The organism is Micromonospora sp. SL1-18 (assembly GCF_047921505.1).
Taxonomy (GTDB): domain Bacteria; phylum Actinomycetota; class Actinomycetes; order Mycobacteriales; family Micromonosporaceae; genus Micromonospora.
The window spans coordinates 105636-122986 of sequence record NZ_JBLROA010000010.1 but is presented as its reverse complement, the minus strand read 5'-3'; the positions used below and the strand labels follow the sequence as shown (position 1 = coordinate 122986).

Below are 17351 nucleotides of genomic sequence, written 5' to 3'. Positions count from 1 at the left end.
CAACCGGGTCGCACGCTCACGCAACTCATCGTTGTACTTCTTCGGTGCGGGCATCGCTGGTGTTCCTCCCAGGTTTCGATGTCTCCATCAAACCCGGTGCGGGACACCTGGCGGGTCACGTGGATGGCCGGTTCAGGGGCAGCGGGTAACGACCACGCTCCGTTAGAATCACTCGCGAATTCCGTAGCGGGAGGATTGAGTGATCGACCCGACCCTGGAGATGCGCCGTCTGGCCGGCAAGGTCGCTGTGCTCCTGGCGGGCGTCTACCTTCTCGTCGTGTTCGGTGTGGCGGTGGCCGCCGCGACCGGTGATGGCGTCCCCTGGTGGGGCTGGCTGCTGCTCCCCCTGCCGGCGTTCTCGTTCATCCCCTCGGTCACGGCCGCCGCGCGGCTGCACCGCACCACCGACCCCGACCGGGCGCGGATGCTGTGGCGGCGTAGCTTCATCCTCGCCGGTGTCGGCCTGGGACTGGTGATCGTTGTGGCCCTCGTGTTGAATACGACGGGCGGAGCATGACCTTCTCCGTGCACCCTCCGGCACTGCGCACCTACGCCGGGCAGCTCGCCGAGGCTGACAGGGCAGCCAACACCGCGAAGGATTACGTCCACAAGCACGGCTCGTTCAGCATGCACGAGCGTGGCCTGCTCGGGATGGCCGCTCCCGGGCACCGGAATCTGGTCGCCGCGCTCGACAAGCTGCTTGGCCACCTCCACGAGCTGGCTGATGCCTCTGGCACGGCGCTGAAGCATGTGGCCGACCGGTACGAGCACACCGACGTCGAGGTCGCCAGCGACCTTGACGCCACCTATCCGTCCGTACCGCGGCCCTCCCCCAGCCGCGACTGACCGCTCTCACGGTCTGGGAGGCCATGATGGAGGATCCGACCCGGTTCCTGGTGGGGCCGGCCAAGCCGGACAGCAGCGTCAGCAACGGCTTCGCGAACCCGCTCGACCTCTTCAACTACGTGAGCCCGTCAGCCTGGCTCAACGCGGCTATCCAGAAGCTGACCGGGGTCGACGTCTTCGGCTGGATGACCACCTGGCTAAGCGGGGACTGGGAGGCCATCTGGAAGTTCGGCGACGCGATGGGCAACCTCGCCGCCTGCATGCAGCAGATCGGCATGAACATCCAGCAGGGCATGGTCGACCTGGACGGGGAGTGGGACGGCCAGGCCAGCGACGCCGCGTACCAGTACTTCTCCCGGCTGGCATCTGCCACCAGCAGCCAACAGCTGGAGCTGTACGAGATCCGGGACAATTACCACAAAGCCGCGACCGGAGCCTGGCAGCTCTCCAACCAGCTCGGCAACATCCTCCAGGCGCTCGCCGACAAGGCGATCATCGCCGGCATCGCCGCCGCCGCGGGCACCGCCACCGCAGAGACCGGCGTGGGCGCAGTGGTCGGCTACGGGGTCGCGGCGCTGATGGTGGTGGACATGCTCGCACTGATCAACAAGGCGTCCACGCTGATCAACACCGCCGGCACGGTCATTCTCGGCCTCTTCGGCACCGGTATGGACGTCGCCTACCAAGGCGGCGACCTGTCCGCCATCAAGCTGCCCACCCTCGCCTACGCCGCGCCCGGAGGCTGACGTGCCGGACCAACAGGATGACGACCTGAACCGCGACCTAACCCAAATGGCCGGCAGCCCGGCGCTCGCCGACGAGGTGCGCAACAGCCTGCACCGGCTCGCCGACGGCGCCGCGAGCCCCGAACTGGCGGCGATGGCACGGGAGGTCCTCTCTGGTCGAGTCTTGCTGCGCGCCGCCGCCGGCAGCGAGGCCCTAGCCGCCCAGATGTCGGAGGCGATCGGGCGCTTCCAGCGGTGGCAGGCGGAGTTGACACCCGAGGAGCAGGAACGGCTCCTCGCCGACGCCCGGACCCGCTTCGACGAGCACGGGGATTGACCCGCCCACGGCCGGGCTCAGGCATCGCGCTCCAATCCGGAATACCCGTACACGGCCTGAGGGGGAGACGGTCATGGCAGGACGAACCTGGGAGCGCTGCGTCCGCGAGGTGACGCTAACGGCGGACCCGGAGACGGTCGGCTCGGTGAGTGTGGGGTGGAACAATCTTTCCACCACGTTGGGCTACCTGCGGGACTCGCTGGTCGGGCGGTCGTTCGTCGGCCCGATCGCGCCCGGCACGGAGCGCCCGCACGCCGGCGGTCTCCCGGGCCTGCTCGCTGACTGGAAGGGCAGCGGCGGTGACGCATACCGGGAGCACCTCGGGGAGATCGGCAAGGACATCGAGGAGCTGATCACCAACGCGAGTAACGTCAGCGGCGCGCTGTCGCGGATCGAGGCTGACATCCACAAGGCGGTTGCCAGCATCCCGATCCCGCTGATAGACGACTTCGGCTGGAACGAGTGGAGCCTGCCCAACGGCACCGAGCTGGACGACGCCGGCGATGGGGAGAATGTGTCGGGTTTCCTCGCCGCGCTGCGCAAGGACTACCAGAGCAACCCCGCTTCGTACGCCGACGGCGCGTTCCGCGAGAAGGCCGACGACCTCGAAGCGACCATGAAGATCGACGGGAAGGCCGAGGATCACAAGCGGGGCGGCTGGTGGGACACCACCTCCCACCTGAACAACTGGTACAACGACAACCTGCAGGCGGCCAACAGCGCCATGTCCCCGCTGCCGAAGGCGGTGGAGACCGAACGGCCCCGGCTGGTCGTACCCGAGCCGGATGGCAGCCGGATCGACCCCAATCTCGACCGTCAGCAGCCGAAGACGTCGCCGACCGGTGGTGGCGGTTCGGGCGCTGGCGGGAGCCTCGGCGGCGGTGCCTCCGTGGTCAGCGCGTCGGGCCTTGGCGGTTCCGGCTCCTACAGTGGCGGCCACTCGTCCATCGCGCCTCCGCCCACCGGTGGCAGCCTCGGCGATGGCGCGGGCTCCTACGCGCCGTCCACCGAGGCCGGTTACCCGGACACCGGTGGCCGTGACTACGGCAGCGGCCTGGCCGGCGCCGGCGGCCCAAACACCATCGGCGGCGGGTACAACGGTCCGACCGGCCTCGGCAGTGGCGGTGGCGGCCTCAACGGGCTCGGCAGCGGCGGTGGTTTCGGGTCCGGCTCGCCTGGCGGCAGTACGGCCGGCGGGATCGGTGTGGGCGGGATCCCCGGCATGATCGGCGGCGGCAACGGCAAGGTGCCGCCGATGACCAGCGCGGCCAGCGCGCTGCGCAACGCGACCCCCGCCGGCGCGGGCGGTCTGCGTGGCGGCGCCAGCGGGATGATGGGCGGCCACGGCGGTGCGAGGCACGGCGGCAATGTAGCTGAGCACTCGTCGTGGTTGACTGAGGACGACGATCCGTGGGGCACCGGTGACGCCGCCTCCCCTGGCATCCTGCGATGAGGACGGACGGATGAGGTTGAACGTCGGCACGCTCCGGCCGGTCGCGGCCGCCTTGGCGGCAGGGCTCATGGTGGCGGGCGCTGCCCAACCGGCGGCCGCCGCGCCCCGCCGGGCCGAGCAGTGGTACCTGGACGAACTCCGCATCGACCAGGCACACAAGCTGTCCACCGGAGGGGGCGTGATCGTCGCCGTGGTGGACAGTGGTGTCGACGCCACCCACCCGGACCTCAGAGGCCGGGTGCTGCCGGGCGGCCGCAGCTACGGCGCGTCCGGCGACGGGCGGGCCGACGAGGACGGCCACGGCACCCACATAGCCGGCATCATCGCCGCCACGAACGCCGGCCCCGACGGCGTGACCGGTATCGCCCCCAGCGCGCAGATCCTGCCGATCAAGCTGTACAAGGGCAACGATAAGAGCAGCAACGACGCGGTCGCCCTCGGCATCCGGATGGCCGTCGATGGCGGCGCCAAGGTGATCAACGTGTCGTACGGTTGGCCTGGCGCGGCCAGGTCCGACGTCGAGAGCGCCATCAAGTACGCCCTCGACCGGGACGTCGTGGTGGTCGCTGGCGCGGGCAATACCGCCGAGGGGCACGTCGACGTCATCGCCCCCGCGAGCGTCCCTGGTGTGATCGCCGTGACCGGGACGAGCCGCGGCGGCACCTTCTGGTCCGGGTCAGCACAGGGGCCGGAGGCAGTGGTGGCGGCGCCCGCGGTTCGCATCTTCAACACCGCGAACTCCATCGACGGCCAGCCCGGCTACGCCTGGGCGGACGGCACCTCCGACGCCACCGCGATCGTCTCTGGCATCGCGGCGCTGATCCGGTCGAAGTATCCGAACCTGGACGCGTCGAACGTGATCAACCGGATCATCAAGACCGCCCGGGACGCTGGCCCGCCCGGCCGTGACCCGCAGTACGGTTTCGGGCGGATCAACCCGACGGCGGCGCTGACCGCGAACGTGCCGGCCGTCTCCGCGAACCCGCTGCTCGACCCCGCCGCCACGGCCAGCGCCCCCGCCCAGGCGGCCGAGGACGACAACGTGGACGTGACCAAGTACGGCGACCAGGGCGGCCCCACCGACCAGCAGGTCATGGTGATCGGCATCGGCATCGCCGTGGTGCTGGTGATCCTGCTGGCACTGGCGATCTTCCTGATCTGGAACCGCCGCCGCTACCGCCGCCAGACGGCCCTCCCCGCCATCGTCCCGGACGAACTGCTCGACCAGGTCCCGCCCGGCGGCTACGGCTCACCCGGTGCCCCGCCGGTCCCGGCCGGCTACGGGCCTCCGGTGCCTCCGCCAGCCCAGGGTTACGCCGCGCCAGCTACTCCGCCCGCTCCAGGAGCACACCCCCCGCCGGCGGGAGCCCCGGCCGCGCCAAGCGGTCATGCTGCCACACCGGTCTACCCCCCGGGGGCGGGTTACACCCCGCCGGTCGCAGGGCAGACTCCGGATGGCTACCCCCAGCCCCCCGGCTATGCCCCGCTGCCGAGCGGGCCTACCGCGCCACCACCGGACGGGAACCGGTCCTGATCGTCGTGGCCGGCCGAGTGACCTGCGCGTCACTGGCCGGCCACGCCTTCCTTGTGGCTCGGGAACCGCCCACTGAACGGGCTCGATCGGCTTTGTGACCGCCTACGAGATAAACACTAGGACCCCGCCGGGTCACCCTCGCCGAGGTCTGGCAGGCCGTCGCCAGGCACCGGAAGGAGCACCAGCGGTGAGCCGCAGAACCTCATCACCGTCGACCCGGTCGCGGTCACCACCCCAACGCCGGAAGGGGCGGCACGCTTCCGGCATCCGACGAGGGCAGTGCCGACGGAGGCATCCATCTGACACCAGAGCTGCCGGGGCGCGGCGAGCTCGGCCAATACGTCACCGAGGCGGTCGCCAGGCAGCCTGAGCTGGATCTCCTCGCGGAGCTTTCCGAGATGCTGGAAGCGGAGCATGGGCCGGCCGAGGATGCACTGGCCGAGGCGAGGCGTTCGTGGCCCGACGTGCAGTAGGCGCCGGCGGCGCGCTCGTGTTGGCTGCGAGGGCCTGGCCAACAGCCGCCGCGTGGGTGGCGGCGCGGAAGGTCCATAGACTGCCGCCATGGTGATCTCACCGCCCGTCGTCGAGGAGTTCGGTAGGGAACTCGCGGCGCTCGGCTGGGTCAGCGGACTTCAGGTCGCGGGATCGCTCGCAACCGGCGACTACCTCCCCGGGGTCAGCGACCTCGACCTGGTTGCCCTGGTCGACGGCCCGGTCGACGCGGCCCGGCAGGCCACGCTCGTCGATCTGCACCGTCGCCTCGACGCCGGCACCGGCTCAGGGCTGAACCTCGGCTGCGTCTACGTCGACACCGCGGCGATTCCCGACGTCCAGGTGCGGCATCCGACCTGGACCCACGAGCAGCTCGTCCAGCGCATCCTCTCCGGCGTCACCAGGGCTGAGCTGGTACATCACGGGTACGCGATCTTCGGCCCCGCGCCCGGCGACGTCTTCCCGCCGATGAGCCCCGACGACGTGCGCGCGGCCGCCTGGGCGGAACTGACCGGCTACTGGGCGTGGGCCGCCCGGCGTCCGTGGCTGTGGTGGGATCCCGTCCTCGCCGACCTCGGCCTCACCTCGATGGCCAGGGGACGCTACGCGCTCGGCAACGGCGAACTGCTCACCAAGACCGAAGCCATCCGGCAGGCCGACGCACCGGCCTGGCTGATCGACCAGCTCGCCGCCCGGCGCCGAGGGGAGCCGGTCTCCTCGCCCCGGCTCCGCACCGCCCTGATCGCATGGCGGGACGCCCGCCGGACCGTGGCCCGGGCACGAAGGGAGTGGAATTGACCACCGCCGCCACCTACGAGAGGTTCGGTGCCCGCGAGGCCCATGATGTGTCACCCGCGTACGAGCGGCTGGCCCTCGCGGTGTCCCGCGACGACGAACTGCTCGCCCTGATCGAGGCGCTCCCGCCCGCCAAGCGGCAGCCGAACCTGCTGTTTGCCGTGGTCCGCCTCCTCGGTGGCGCGGTCGACGATCCGGTCACCTTCCGCGCCTACACCCTGGCGAACTGGCCGGCGATCGAGGCGGAGATCCGTAGCCGGTCGACGCAGACGAACGAGGCCGGCAGGTGCGCCGTACTGTTGCCGGTGCTCGCCGCGCTGCCGCAGCCGCTCGCGTTGCTGGAGGTCGGCGCGTCCGCCGGCCTGTGCCTCTACCCCGATCGGTACGCCTACCGGTACGGGGACCACGTGCTCGGCACCGACGAACCGGTCCTCGACTGCGTGGCCCCCGGGATGGTGCCGCCTACCCGCCGACCAGAGGTGGTGTGGCGGGCCGGCCTGGATTTGAACCCGCTCGACGTGACCGACCCGACGGATGTGGCGTGGCTGGACGCGCTCATCTGGCCCGAGCACACCCACCGCCGTACCCGGTTGCGGGCCGCGGCGGCGATCGCCGCAGCCGACCCGCCGCTGCTCGTCCGCGGTGACCTGGTGGACGACCTGCCGGCGCTGGCCGCGCAGGCGCCGGCCGGCGCGACCCTGGTGGTGTTCCACACCTCGGTGCTGTACCAGGTGCCGGCGCCCCGCCGGGACGCGTTCGCCGAGGTGGTACGCGGGCTGCCCGGCCACTGGATCGCGAACGAGGCCCCGGACGTGCTGCGCCACGACGCGCTGCCGGAGCCGCCGAGCGGGGCACATCTCAACGTGCTCGCGCTGGACGAGAAGCCGCTCGCCTGGACCCGCGGACACGGCCAGGCGATCACCTGGTTCGCGTAGCGCCTCCGGCATCCGGGCCCGACGGAAGCCCCTCGCCCCGCCCCCGCATCGTCGATCATGAAGTTGTTGCGCCGATACGCCGGAGCGGGGCGCAACCACTTCGTGATCAACCGGGCGTTGAGCCGGGCTGGGTGGGGGTGAGGGAGGCGAGGCGGGTGGTGAGGTACGCGCGCTCGGCGTCGTTGTCGACCAGGGCCAGGGCGGCCTGGTAGGCGGTGGCCGCCTCCTCGGGGCGGTTGAGGCGATGTAGCAGGTCGGCGCGGATCGCCGGGAGGTAGTGGTAGCCCGCCAGCCGCGGGTCCTGCGCCACGCCATCGACCTCGGTCAGGGCGGCCGCGGGGCCGTCGGCCATCGACACCGCCACGGCCCGGTTGAGCGCGACGACCGGTGACGGCCAGCGTTTCAGCAGCTCGTCGTAGAGGCGGACGATCTGCGGCCAGTCGGTCGCGGCGTAGCTGGACGCGACGGCGTGCAGCGAGGCGATGGCGGCCTGGAGGGCGTACCGGCCGACTCGGCCGGTACGGAACGCGCCGAGCACCAGCTGGTTGCCCTCGGCGATGGCGGCCCGGTCCCAGGCCGAGCGGTCCTGCTGCTCCAGCGTGAGCAACCGGCCCTCGGCATCGGTGCGGGTGGCCCGGCGGGCGTCGGTGAGCAGCAGCAGCGCGAGCAGGCCCCGGACCTCCGGCTCGTCGGGCATCAGGGCCAGCAGCATGCGGGTCAGGTGCAGTGCCCGGTCCACCAGGTCGGTGCGGATCAGTTCGGTGCCGGACGGGGCGGTGTGCCCGGTCGTGTAGAGCAGGTGGATCACGGTCAGCACCGCGTCCAGCCGCTCTGGCAGCTCGGCGGCCTCCGGGACCCGGTACGGGATCCGCGCCGCAGCAATCTTCTTCTTGGCCCGGGTGACCCGGGCGGCCATCGTGGTCTCGGAGACCAGGAACGCGCGGGCGATGTCGCCGGTGGCCACCCCGCAGACCAGGCGCAGGGTCAGCGCCACCTGGGCCTCGCGGGCCAGCGCCGGATGGCAGCAGGTGAACACCAGCCGCAGCCGGTCGTCGGGCACCGCGTCCTCGCCGGGCTCGTCCGCCATCTCGGCCTCCACCGGTTCGACGAGCAGGGGCATCTTCGACCGGAACACCTTCTCCCGCCGCAGCACGTCGATGGCCTTGCGCTTCGCCGTGGCGGTCAGCCAGGCACCGGGCTTGTCGGGTACGCCGTCCCGGGCCCACGCGGCCAGCGCGGCCAGGTACGCGTCCTGCACGCACTCCTCCGCCACGTCCAGGTCGCCGGCGACGCGCGCCGTCGCGGCGAGCACGAAGGCCCACTCGCGACGGTGCGCGTCCGCCACGGCGCGTTCTGCCGCGGCCGTGCCGGCGTCGTTCACTCGGCCGGGGGCTCGAACAGCGGGCGGACCTCGACGCCGCCGTCGATGGTGGCCGGGTTCAGCCTGGCGATCTTCAGGGCCACGTCCAGGTCGGGCGCCTCCAGGATGAAGAACCCGGCGACGACCTCCTTGGCCTCGATGAACGGGCCGTCGGTGACCAGGTCGCCGTGGATCGCCGTGGCGGTGGTGCTGGGCTGCAGCGCGAATCCCGTGATGATCTTGCCGCCCAACTCCTCGACCTGGGACGGGTACCGGTCCAGCAGCGCCAGGTAGTCGGGCGTGATGTCCATCGGGTCGGCCGGCGCGGGCGAGTAGATCAGGACTGCGTACTGGGCCATGGGACTCTCCTCAGGTTGTCGTTCCCTCTTCTGCCTTACCGACGGACGGGTGCGGGCGGATTCGACAGCGGTCCGGAAAGATTTTTACCCACCCCGTCAGGGGAGCGCGAGGTCGAGCATCCGGCGCAGCGGCGAGCAGACCACGAACAGGGCGGCGCTCCACATGCCGAGAACGCAGACCAGCAGCGCGGGCCGCAGCCCGAGCCGGGTGCCGAGCGCGCCGCCGAACAGTGGACGGTACGTACGAGGTGCCGGGCCGGCGATTAGGGTTGCCGGTCGTGACCGAACCGAACTGGGTGGCCGAGACCCGTGCCGCGTACGACACGGTTGCCGTGGACTATGCCCGACTGCTCCCCGAGGTGGTGGAGGGCCCGCTCGACCGGGGGATGCTGACCGCGTTCGCCGAGCAGGTCGGGCCCGGTCGACCAGTGCTGGAGGTGGGCTGCGGCACCGGTCGGATCACTGCCCACCTGCGCGATCTCGGGCTGGACGTGGCCGGCTTCGACCTCTCGCCGGGCATGGTCGAGGTGGCTCGCCGGGCCTACCCGGAGCTGCGCTTCGAGGTCGGCTCGATGACCGCCCTGGCGCTGCCCGATGCCGGGCTGGCCGGGCTCGTCGCCTGGTACTCGATCATCCACCTGCCGCCCGAGCTGCTGCCCGAGGTGTTCGCCGAGTTCCACCGGGTGCTCGCTCCCGGCGGGTACCTGCTGCTCGCGGTCAAGGCCGGCGACCAGCGAATCCGCCTCGAGCAGGCGTACGGCCACACGGTCTCGTTTGACGTGTACCGGCTGCCGCCCGACCGGCTGGCTACGCAGCTCACCGAGGCGGGGCTGACCGTGCACGCCACGCTGGTCCGCGAGGCGGAGGGCCCTGAGCGGGGACCGCAGGCGTTCCTCCTGGCCACCCGGTCGGACGGGAGGGCGGAGCGATGACCGTCGCCCTGTTCACGCTCGGCGGCACGATCGCCATGGCTGGGACCAGCGGCCAGGGAGTGGTCAGCCGGCTCACCGGAGCCGAACTCACCGCCGCCGTACCGGGGCTCGCCGACGTCCCGCTCGACGTCCACGACGTGCAGGCGGTGCCCAGCGCCGCCCTGACGTACCGGCAGGTCCTGGACATCGTGGCGGCGGCGGGCGCGGCGGTGGCGGCCGGGGCGACCGGCGTGGTCATCACCCAGGGCACCGACAGCCTGGAGGAGACCGCGTTCCTGGCCGACCTGGTCTGGCCGCATGCGGCGCCGCTGGTGTTCACCGGCGCGATGCGCAACCCCACCCTGGCCGGCCCGGACGGCCCGGCCAACCTGCTCGCCGCCGCCCGGGTCGCCGCCGCGCCGGCCGCGCGCAACCTCGGCGTGCTGGTCGCGTTCAACGACGAGATCCATGCCGCGCGGCACGTCCGCAAGACCCACAGCACCAGTACGGCCACCTTCGCCTCACCCAACGTCGGCCCGCTCGGCCACGTCATCGAGGGAGAGGTACGCCTGCTCGCCCGGCCGCCCCGGCGCGCCCCGCTGTCGCCGGTGGACGCCGATCGGCTCGCCGCCACCCAGGTGGCGCTGCACACCGTCACCCTCGACGACGACGTGGCGCTGCTCGACGCGCTCGCCCGGAACCTCGACGGGCTGGTGGTGGCCGGCTTCGGAGTGGGGCACGTGCCGCCGGACTTCGCCCCGGCACTCGGCGCGTTGGCCGAACGGATGCCGGTGGTGCTCGCCTCGCGTACCGGCGCCGGGTCGGTGCTGCGCCACACGTACGGCGCGGTCGGCTCGGAGCGCGACCTGCTCCGGCGGGGGCTGGTCTGCGGCGGGCTGCTCGACCCGTACAAGGCGAAGGTGTTGCTCCGGCTCCTGCTGGCCGGCGGCGCCGACCACACGGAGGTCGCCGAGGCCTTCGCCCGGCACGGCTGAGCCCGGGCCGCCGGGCCCAAGATCCGCACAGCATCGGGGAAGTTGCTGCTTCCTGGCGTGAGGAGGCAGCAACTCCCGGGATGTTGCGCGCCTGGTGTGGTGACGGGCGGGTGGGTGTCAGCGGCGGTCTCCGTAGACTCGGGCGGTGAGTGAAGAGCGACGGCTGCCCCTGGCGGACCGGGCGTTGACCGAGCCGCACCCGTCCCGGTTGTCGCCCGAGCACCCGCGCCGCGAGCGGATCCTGGCCGCCCACGCGGTGGCGCTGGCCGCCGGGGAGGCCGGCTACCTCGACCCGGAGACCGGGTTCTTCGTGCTCACCGCCGGATTCCTCGCCCGGCGGGGCACCTGCTGCGGACGAGGCTGTCGGCACTGTCCGTACGTGGACGATTGACGACTTCCCTCCCACGCGGGCACCCCGTACGGTGTCCGACGGACATCCGGCGGGGGAGCCGCCGTCGAGGGTGGAGGGATGAACGTGCGGGCCCGGATCTGGCTGGCCGCTTCGGCCGTACTGCTGACCGCCGGCTGTGCCGCGGAGGCCACCCCGGTGGCGTTGCCTTCCGTGGCACCGCGGCCGGTGGAGGTGGCGGCGGCATCCTCGGGTGGCGCCTGCCGGCTGCTCGACTTCGAAGTGATCGCCGAGCACACCGGGGCGAGGTTCGACGTGGCCGCCGCCGTGGAGCGGGGCAACACCCACACCTGCGTGCTCCGCGCCGAGACCGCCCTCCTGCCGGAGCTGACGCTCACCGTCACCGAAACGTCGATCGACAAGTCGGGTTTCACCCAGGATGTGCTGCCCAGGGGCGCGACGAAGGTCAGCAAGCTGGGCGAGATCGCCTACCGGCAGAAGCTGCCGAAGAAGGGCAAGGTCGGCCCGGGGGCCGAGGTGGGGTGGCTCGCCACCGAGGGGCGCCTGGCCACCCTCCGCTGGACCTGCCCACTCGGGACGGACCCGGCGGAGGCCGAGAAGATGACCGGCAAGCTGGTCAACCTGGCCAAGGCGGTGGACACCCGCCAGCTGTGACCGGCGGGGTCAGGCAAAGCCCGCGACGGCCGATGGCCGCTCGCGGGCGCGGCGAAGATCCTGATCGGCGGGTCAGTGGGCCGCGACGAACACCCGGGAGGCCACCTCGCGGGGTAGCCGGATGCGGTCGCCGGAGCGGTCGATCGAGACCCCGTCACGCTCCTGCGCCACGGTCACCGTGGCACCCGGGTCGACGCCCGCCGCATGCAGCTGCCGCAGCACGTCCGCGTCGGTCTGCACACTCTCGCAGATCCGCCGCACCACCACCGGGCCGGTGAGGCCGGGGAAGGCCAGGTTGCGCTCGGTCTCCGGCGACTCGGCCTCGGGCTGCCCGGGCTCGCCCAGCTCCTCAAGGCCCGGGATCGGGTTGCCGTACGGCGAGCGGGTGGGGCGGTTGAGCAGGTCGTAGACCCGCTTCTCCACCGCGTCGCTCATCACGTGCTCCCACCGGCAGGCCTCGTCGTGGGCCTCCTCGTAGGGCATCCCGATTACGTTCACCAGCAGCAGCTCGGCCAGCCGGTGCTTGCGCATGACCGAAACCGCCGTGCCGCGCCCGCGCGAGGTGAGCGACAGGTGCCGGTCGCCCTCGACGGTGAGCAGGCCGTCCCGCTCCATCCGGGCGACGGTCTGGCTGACGGTCGGACCGCTCTGCCGCAGCCGCTCCGCGATCCGGGCACGCAGCGGCGGCACCCCCTCCTCCTCCAGCTCAAGGATGGTGCGCAGGTACATCTCGGTCGTGTCGACAAGATCATGTTTCACGTCAGAGGCCCTCCCGATGATCGATGCTACCCCGGACCCCCGACGACCGGCCGACGGCGAACCGTGGGTTCGCTGCCCGGATGGTGTTGACTGGACCGCATGTCCGGAACCGCCAACCTGCTCGTCGAGCCCGACCAGCTCGCCACCGAGCTCCACCGCGCCGACCCGCCCACCCTGCTCGACGTCCGCTGGCGGCTCACCGGGCCGCCCGGCCGGGGCGACTACACCGCCAACCACCTGCCCGGTGCCGTCTTCGTCGACCTCGACACCGAGCTCTGCGGCCGGCCGGGCGCCGCCGGCCGGCACCCGCTGCCCGACCCCGCCGCGCTTCAGTCCGCGCTGCGCGCCGCCGGGGTACGCGCCGGTCACCCCGTCGTGGTGTACGACGGCGGCGACGGCATGTCCGCCGCCCGGGCCTGGTGGACGCTGCGCTGGGCCGGCCACCGCGCGGTCCGGGTGCTGCACGGCGGCTTCCCCGCCTGGGTCGCCGCCGGCCTGCCCGCCTCCACCGAGGCGCCCACCCCGCCGCCCGGGGACGTCACCGTCACACCTGGTGAGCTGCCGGTGCTCGACGCGGGGGAGGCCGCCCGACTGGCCGCCGCCGACACCGGGGTGCTGCTCGACGTGCGGGCCGCCCCGCGCTACCGGGGCGAGACCGAGCCGATCGACCCGGTCGCCGGGCACATGCCGGGAGCGGTCAACCTGCCCGCGCCGGAGTACGTCACCGACGGCCGCTTCCCCACCGTGGAGGCGCTGCGTCAGCGGTTCGCCGACGCCGGGGTCGCCGAGGACGCGCCGGTCGGGGCCTACTGCGGCTCCGGGGTGACCGCCGCCCAGGCGGTCCTGGCGCTGCACCTCGCCGGCCGGCCGGACGCCGCCCTGTACGTCGGCTCATGGAGCAACTGGGTGGCCGACCCGGACCGTCCGGTCGCCACCGGTGGGACACCCGGCCACTGAGCAGCACGTGGCCTGAGCAGGGCCGGGCGCCCATGCGACGATGGCCCAATGGCCGACGACACGGTGGTGGTGTGGGACGAGGCCCTGCTCGCCTACGACATGGTTGATCATCCGCTCGACCCGGTCCGGGTCGAGTTGACCATGGCGCTCGCCCGCGAGCTGGGCGTGCTGGACCGGCCCGGGGTACGGCTGGTCAAGCCGGAACCGGCCGACGACGAGCTGCTGACCCGGGTGCACGAGCCGCGCTACCTCGACGCCGTACGGGCCGCCCCCCGCGACCCGCTCTTCGCCGGCTTCGGGCTGGGTACCTCGGACAACCACGTCTTCGAGGGAATGCACGAGGCGAGCGCCCTGGTCGCCGGGGCGAGCGTGGCCGCGGCCGAGGCGGTGTGGCGCGGCGAGGCCCGCCGGGCGGTCAACGTGGCCGGCGGGCTGCACCACGCCATGCCGGCTCGGGCCGCCGGGTTCTGCGTCTACAACGACCCCGCGGTGGCCATCGCCCGCCTGCTCGACCTGGGCGCGGAGCGGATCGCGTACGTGGACGTGGACGTGCACCACGGCGACGGCGTGCAGGAGGCCTTCTACCACGACCCCCGGGTGCTCACGGTCAGCCTGCACGAGACCCCGCTCGCGCTCTTCCCCGGCACCGGGTTCCCCGACGAGACCGGCGGGCCGGGCGCCGAGGGCAGCGCAGTCAACCTGCCGCTGCCGCCGGGCATCGACGACGCTGGCTGGCAACGCGCCTTCCACGCCGTCGTGCCGTCGGTGCTCCGGGCGTTCCGGCCGCAGCTGCTGGTCACCCAGTGCGGGGCGGACGGCCATCGACTCGACCCCCTCGCGGACCTGCGTCTCTCCGTGGACGGGCAGCGGGCCACCTACCTGGCGCTGCGGGCCCTCGCCGACGAACTCTGCGACGGCCGCTGGGTGGCCTTCGGCGGCGGCGGGTACGCGCTGGTCGAGGTGGTGCCCCGGGCCTGGACACACCTGCTCGCCGTGGCCACCGGCGAGCCGATCGACCCGGCGACGCTCACCCCGCCCGCCTGGCGGGAGCTGGCGGCCATACGGCGGCCCGGCCGCGAGGTACCGCTGCGGATGACCGACGACGTCGAACCGTCGTACGAGCCGTGGCAGCCCAACGGCGAGCCGGACGCGGTGGGCCGGGCGATCGCGGCCACCCGCCGGTCCGTCTTCCCGCTGCTCGGGCTCGACCCGCACGACCCGCGGGACTGACCGGCGGTAGGGGAGGACCGGCCGGTGACCACCGTCGAGCAACCGGTGGACGTGCTGCTCAGCGACGGCACGACCGTCCAGCTGCGACAGATCCGGCCCGACGACGGGCCGGGGATCGTGGCGATGCACGCACGCTTCTCCGAGCGCACCCGCTACCTGCGCTACTTCTCGCCGTACCCGCGCATCCCGGACCGGGACCTGCACCGCTTCGTCAACGTCGACCACCGCGACCGGGAGGCGTTCGTGGTGCTGGCCGGCGAGCGGATCGTCGCCGTCGGCCGGTACGAGCGGCTCGGCCCCGGGTCGCCGGAGGCCGAGGTGGCCTTCGTGGTGGAGGACGCGTACCAGGGCCGGGGGATCGGCTCGGTGCTGCTGGAGCACCTGGCCGACGCCGCCCGCCGGTTCGGCATCGTGCACTTCGTCGCCGAGGTACTCCCGGCCAACGGGGCGATGCTGCGGGTCTTCTCCGACTTCGGCTACCAGGTCCAGCGCCAGTACGCCGACGGCGTGGTGCACCTGAGCTTTCCGATCGCCCCCACCGAGGCGACCCTGGCGGTGCAGCGCGGCCGGGAGCACCGGACCGAGGCCCGCTCGATCGCCCGGCTGCTCGCCCCGCGCGGCATCGCCGTGTACGGGGCCAGCACCACCGGGCAGGGCGTCGGCGCGGCCCTGCTCGGGCACCTGCGCGACGGCGGGTTCACCGGCGCGATCGTCCCCGTGCACCCGACGGCGGCGGCCGTGGCCGGGCTGCCCGCGTACCCGTCGGCGGCCGACGCCGGGCTCGACATCGACCTGGCGGTGGTGGCGGTGGCCCCGGAGGCGGCGGCCGAGGTGGTCGCCGACGCAGCGCGGGCCGGCGCGCACGGCCTGGTGGTGATCTCGGCCGGCTTCGCCGAGTCGGGGTCGGCGGGGGCGGCCGCCCAGCGCGTCCTGGTCCGCGCCGCCCACCTGGCCGGCATGCGGGTTGTCGGCCCGAACTGCCTGGGCATCGCCAACACGGACCCGGCGGTACGCCTCAACGCCACCCTCGCCCCGGTGCTGCCGGCCCCCGGCCGGGTGGGCATCTTCAGCCAGTCCGGCGCGTTCGGGGTGGCCCTGCTCGCCGAGGCGTCCCGGCGCGGGCTGGGCCTGTCCAGCTTCGTCTCCGCCGGCAACCGGGCCGACGTCTCCGGCAACGACCTGCTCCAGTACTGGCAGGACGACCCCGGCACCGACGTCATCACGCTTTATTTGGAGACCTTCGGCAACCCGCGCAAATTTGCCCGGCTGGCCCGGCGGATCGGCCGGCGCAAGCCGATCGTCGCACTCGCCACGCTGGCCCGCCCGCCGGGCGTCGGGGACGGGGGCACGGCCCTGGACGCCGCCGCGGTCAGCGCGCTCTTCGCCCAGTCCGGGGTGATCCGGGTGGACACCGTCTCCGAGCTGCTCGACGTGGGCGTGCTCCTGGCCCACCAGCCGTTGCCGGCCGGCCGCCGGGTCGCCGTGGTCGGCAACTCGTCGGCGCTGGCCGGGCTGGCGGCCACCGCCTGCGCCGCCCAGGGCCTCACCGTCGCCGACGGCTACCCGCACGACGTCGGCCCCCGGGCCGGCGCCGCCGAGTACGCCGCCGCGCTCGCCGCCTCCGCCGTCGACGAACGGGTCGACGCCGTGGTGGCCGTCTTCGCACCACCGCTGCCCGGCCAGCTCACCGATCCGGAGGCCGACTTCACCGCCGCCCTGCCCGACGCGGCGACCGTCGGCAAGCCGGTGGTGGCGACCTTCCTCGCCGGCCGGGTGCCCGCCGGAGTGCCGGCGTACCCGAGCGTGGAGGAGGCGGTGCGGGCGCTCGCCCGGGTCACCACGTACGCCGACTGGCTGCGCCGCCCGCCCGGGGTGCTGCCCGAGCTGGACCGGATGGACCGGGCCGCCGGGCAGGCCGCGCTGCGGGCCGACGGCGCGGATCCGGCGGGGCTGCTGCGGGCGTACGGGATCGACGTGGTGGAGTCGGCGCCGGCGCGCTCGGCCGACGAGGCGGTGGCGGCGGCCGAAAAGCTCGGCTGGCCGGTCGCCCTCAAGGCCGCCGCGTCCGGGCTGCGGCACCGGCTCGACCTCGGTGCGGTCCGGCTCGACCTGACCGACCCGGCCGCGCTGCGCCGCGCGTACGTCGAGATGGCCCCGGTCTTCGGCACGGACGTCCTGGTCCAGCCGATGCTCCCGCCCGGCGTGGCCTGCGTGGTGGAGCTGGTGGAGGACCCGGCGTTCGGGCCCGTGGTCGGCTTCGGGCTGGGCGGGGTGGCGACCGAGCTGCTCGGCGACCGGGCCTGGCGGGCGGTGCCGCTGACCGACCGGGACGCCGCCGAGCTGGTCGACGAGCCCCGGGCCACGCCGCTGCTGCGCGGCCACCGGGGGGCCGTGCCGGTGGATCGGGCGGCCCTGGTCGACCTGCTGCTGCGGGTCGGGCGGCTCGCCGACGAGCAGCCCCGGGTCCGCTCGCTCACCCTCAACCCGGTGCTGGCCCGCCCGGACGGCATCTCCGTCCTGCACGCCACCGTCCGCGCCGGCCTCGAGGCACCCCGCCCGGACACCGGCCCCCGCCGGCTGTAAGGAGGGGTCCCTGTTAACGCCTCCGGTAGAGCAGGGGCCCCCTCTTAACACCTCAG

General features: G+C 73.2%; 19 protein-coding genes. 15 read left to right on the top strand and 4 right to left on the bottom strand.

Annotated elements, in window-relative coordinates; all coding sequences use genetic code 11:
* Positions 1-199: 199 nt before the first annotated feature.
* From ACNAW0_RS07025 to mycP, 6 genes are all read left to right on the top strand, one after another.
* The gene (locus ACNAW0_RS07025; RefSeq protein ID WP_416286899.1) at positions 200-517 is read left to right on the top strand and encodes a hypothetical protein; all 318 of its coding nucleotides are present in this window, start codon (positions 200-202) and stop codon (positions 515-517) included.
* Entirely contained in the window at positions 514-846 is a 333-nt protein-coding gene (locus ACNAW0_RS07020; protein ID WP_416286898.1) for a hypothetical protein, read from the top strand. The genes ACNAW0_RS07025 and ACNAW0_RS07020 overlap by 4 nt, the downstream gene beginning before the upstream one ends.
* Positions 847-872: 26 nt before the next feature.
* Complete coding sequence (locus ACNAW0_RS07015; protein ID WP_416286897.1) at positions 873-1592, top strand: hypothetical protein; 720 nt, start codon at positions 873-875, stop codon at positions 1590-1592.
* A gap of 1 nt (position 1593) precedes the next feature.
* Positions 1594-1908 carry a hypothetical protein gene (locus ACNAW0_RS07010; protein ID WP_416286896.1) on the top strand — a complete coding sequence of 105 codons (315 nt, stop codon included), beginning with the start codon at positions 1594-1596 and terminating at the stop codon, positions 1906-1908.
* Positions 1909-1981: 73 nt separating this feature from the next.
* Entirely contained in the window at positions 1982-3361 is a 1380-nt protein-coding gene (locus ACNAW0_RS07005; RefSeq protein ID WP_416286895.1) for a hypothetical protein, read from the top strand.
* A gap of 10 nt (positions 3362-3371) precedes the next feature.
* A complete protein-coding gene (mycP, locus tag ACNAW0_RS07000; RefSeq protein WP_416286894.1) occupies positions 3372-4895 on the top strand; it encodes a type VII secretion-associated serine protease mycosin in 1524 nt (507 codons plus the stop codon).
* Between the two features lie 116 nt (positions 4896-5011).
* On the opposite strand, the gene ACNAW0_RS06995 is transcribed toward mycP, so the two are convergent.
* Complete coding sequence (locus ACNAW0_RS06995; protein ID WP_416286893.1) at positions 5012-5311, bottom strand: hypothetical protein; 300 nt, start codon at positions 5309-5311, stop codon at positions 5012-5014.
* A 145-nt stretch (positions 5312-5456) separates the two neighbouring features.
* On the opposite strand from ACNAW0_RS06995, the gene ACNAW0_RS06990 reads away from it, so the two are divergent.
* The gene (locus tag ACNAW0_RS06990) at positions 5457-6185 is read left to right on the top strand and encodes a nucleotidyltransferase domain-containing protein (protein WP_416286892.1); all 729 of its coding nucleotides are present in this window, start codon (positions 5457-5459) and stop codon (positions 6183-6185) included.
* Positions 6182-7117 carry a DUF2332 domain-containing protein gene (locus ACNAW0_RS06985; RefSeq protein ID WP_416286891.1) on the top strand — a complete coding sequence of 312 codons (936 nt, stop codon included), beginning with the start codon at positions 6182-6184 and terminating at the stop codon, positions 7115-7117. The genes ACNAW0_RS06990 and ACNAW0_RS06985 overlap by 4 nt, the downstream gene beginning before the upstream one ends.
* Before the next feature lie 106 nt (positions 7118-7223).
* Here ACNAW0_RS06985 and ACNAW0_RS06980 read toward each other — a convergent pair whose 3' ends face one another.
* The gene (locus ACNAW0_RS06980; RefSeq protein ID WP_416286920.1) at positions 7224-8429 is read right to left on the bottom strand and encodes an RNA polymerase sigma factor; all 1206 of its coding nucleotides are present in this window, start codon (positions 8427-8429) and stop codon (positions 7224-7226) included.
* A 65-nt stretch (positions 8430-8494) separates the two neighbouring features.
* Positions 8495-8836, bottom strand: coding sequence for a YciI family protein (locus ACNAW0_RS06975; RefSeq protein ID WP_416286890.1), 342 nt, complete (start codon positions 8834-8836; stop codon positions 8495-8497).
* Between the two features lie 278 nt (positions 8837-9114).
* Between ACNAW0_RS06975 and ACNAW0_RS06970 the strand changes: the two genes are divergently transcribed.
* The 4 genes from ACNAW0_RS06970 to ACNAW0_RS06955 all read left to right on the top strand — a co-directional run bounded on the left by ACNAW0_RS06970 (position 9115) and on the right by ACNAW0_RS06955 (position 11766).
* Positions 9115-9768: a class I SAM-dependent DNA methyltransferase gene (locus ACNAW0_RS06970; RefSeq protein WP_416286889.1), complete on the top strand. Its 654-nt coding sequence runs from the start codon at positions 9115-9117 to the stop codon at positions 9766-9768.
* Positions 9765-10742 carry an asparaginase gene (locus ACNAW0_RS06965; protein WP_416286888.1) on the top strand — a complete coding sequence of 326 codons (978 nt, stop codon included), beginning with the start codon at positions 9765-9767 and terminating at the stop codon, positions 10740-10742. The genes ACNAW0_RS06970 and ACNAW0_RS06965 overlap by 4 nt, the downstream gene beginning before the upstream one ends.
* A gap of 145 nt (positions 10743-10887) precedes the next feature.
* Positions 10888-11133 carry a DUF5522 domain-containing protein gene (locus ACNAW0_RS06960; RefSeq protein WP_416286887.1) on the top strand — a complete coding sequence of 82 codons (246 nt, stop codon included), beginning with the start codon at positions 10888-10890 and terminating at the stop codon, positions 11131-11133.
* 78 nt (positions 11134-11211) lie between these two features.
* A complete protein-coding gene (locus tag ACNAW0_RS06955; protein ID WP_416286886.1) occupies positions 11212-11766 on the top strand; it encodes a hypothetical protein in 555 nt (184 codons plus the stop codon).
* Between the two features lie 72 nt (positions 11767-11838).
* On the opposite strand, the gene ACNAW0_RS06950 is transcribed toward ACNAW0_RS06955, so the two are convergent.
* Complete coding sequence (locus tag ACNAW0_RS06950; RefSeq protein ID WP_416286885.1) at positions 11839-12525, bottom strand: metal-dependent transcriptional regulator; 687 nt, start codon at positions 12523-12525, stop codon at positions 11839-11841.
* Between the two features lie 99 nt (positions 12526-12624).
* Here ACNAW0_RS06950 and ACNAW0_RS06945 point away from each other — a divergent pair, with 99 nt between their 5' ends.
* From ACNAW0_RS06945 to ACNAW0_RS06935, 3 genes are read left to right on the top strand one after another with little or no spacing between them, the layout of a single operon-like run.
* Entirely contained in the window at positions 12625-13482 is an 858-nt protein-coding gene (locus tag ACNAW0_RS06945) for a sulfurtransferase (protein ID WP_416286884.1), read from the top strand.
* 48 nt (positions 13483-13530) lie between these two features.
* On the top strand, positions 13531-14712 hold the full coding sequence (locus ACNAW0_RS06940; protein ID WP_416286883.1) for an acetoin utilization protein AcuC: 1182 nt from the start codon (positions 13531-13533) through the stop codon (positions 14710-14712).
* A gap of 24 nt (positions 14713-14736) precedes the next feature.
* Complete coding sequence (locus ACNAW0_RS06935; RefSeq protein WP_416286882.1) at positions 14737-17295, top strand: GNAT family N-acetyltransferase; 2559 nt, start codon at positions 14737-14739, stop codon at positions 17293-17295.
* Positions 17296-17351 lie beyond the last annotated feature (56 nt).

Coding starts and splice junctions, on each gene's coding strand:
- ACNAW0_RS07020 (WP_416286898.1), top strand. CDS start 514: ATGACCTTCTCCGTGCACCCTCCGGCACTGCGCACCTACGCCGGGCAG.
- ACNAW0_RS07015 (WP_416286897.1), top strand. CDS start 873: ATGGAGGATCCGACCCGGTTCCTGGTGGGGCCGGCCAAGCCGGACAGC.
- ACNAW0_RS07005 (WP_416286895.1), top strand. CDS start 1,982: ATGGCAGGACGAACCTGGGAGCGCTGCGTCCGCGAGGTGACGCTAACG.
- mycP (WP_416286894.1), top strand. CDS start 3,372: ATGAGGTTGAACGTCGGCACGCTCCGGCCGGTCGCGGCCGCCTTGGCG.
- ACNAW0_RS06995 (WP_416286893.1), bottom strand. CDS start 5,311: ATGCTCCGCTTCCAGCATCTCGGAAAGCTCCGCGAGGAGATCCAGCTC.
- ACNAW0_RS06990 (WP_416286892.1), top strand. CDS start 5,457: ATGGTGATCTCACCGCCCGTCGTCGAGGAGTTCGGTAGGGAACTCGCG.
- ACNAW0_RS06975 (WP_416286890.1), bottom strand. CDS start 8,836: ATGGCCCAGTACGCAGTCCTGATCTACTCGCCCGCGCCGGCCGACCCG.
- ACNAW0_RS06965 (WP_416286888.1), top strand. CDS start 9,765: ATGACCGTCGCCCTGTTCACGCTCGGCGGCACGATCGCCATGGCTGGG.
- ACNAW0_RS06955 (WP_416286886.1), top strand. CDS start 11,212: ATGAACGTGCGGGCCCGGATCTGGCTGGCCGCTTCGGCCGTACTGCTG.
- ACNAW0_RS06945 (WP_416286884.1), top strand. CDS start 12,625: ATGTCCGGAACCGCCAACCTGCTCGTCGAGCCCGACCAGCTCGCCACC.
- ACNAW0_RS06940 (WP_416286883.1), top strand. CDS start 13,531: ATGGCCGACGACACGGTGGTGGTGTGGGACGAGGCCCTGCTCGCCTAC.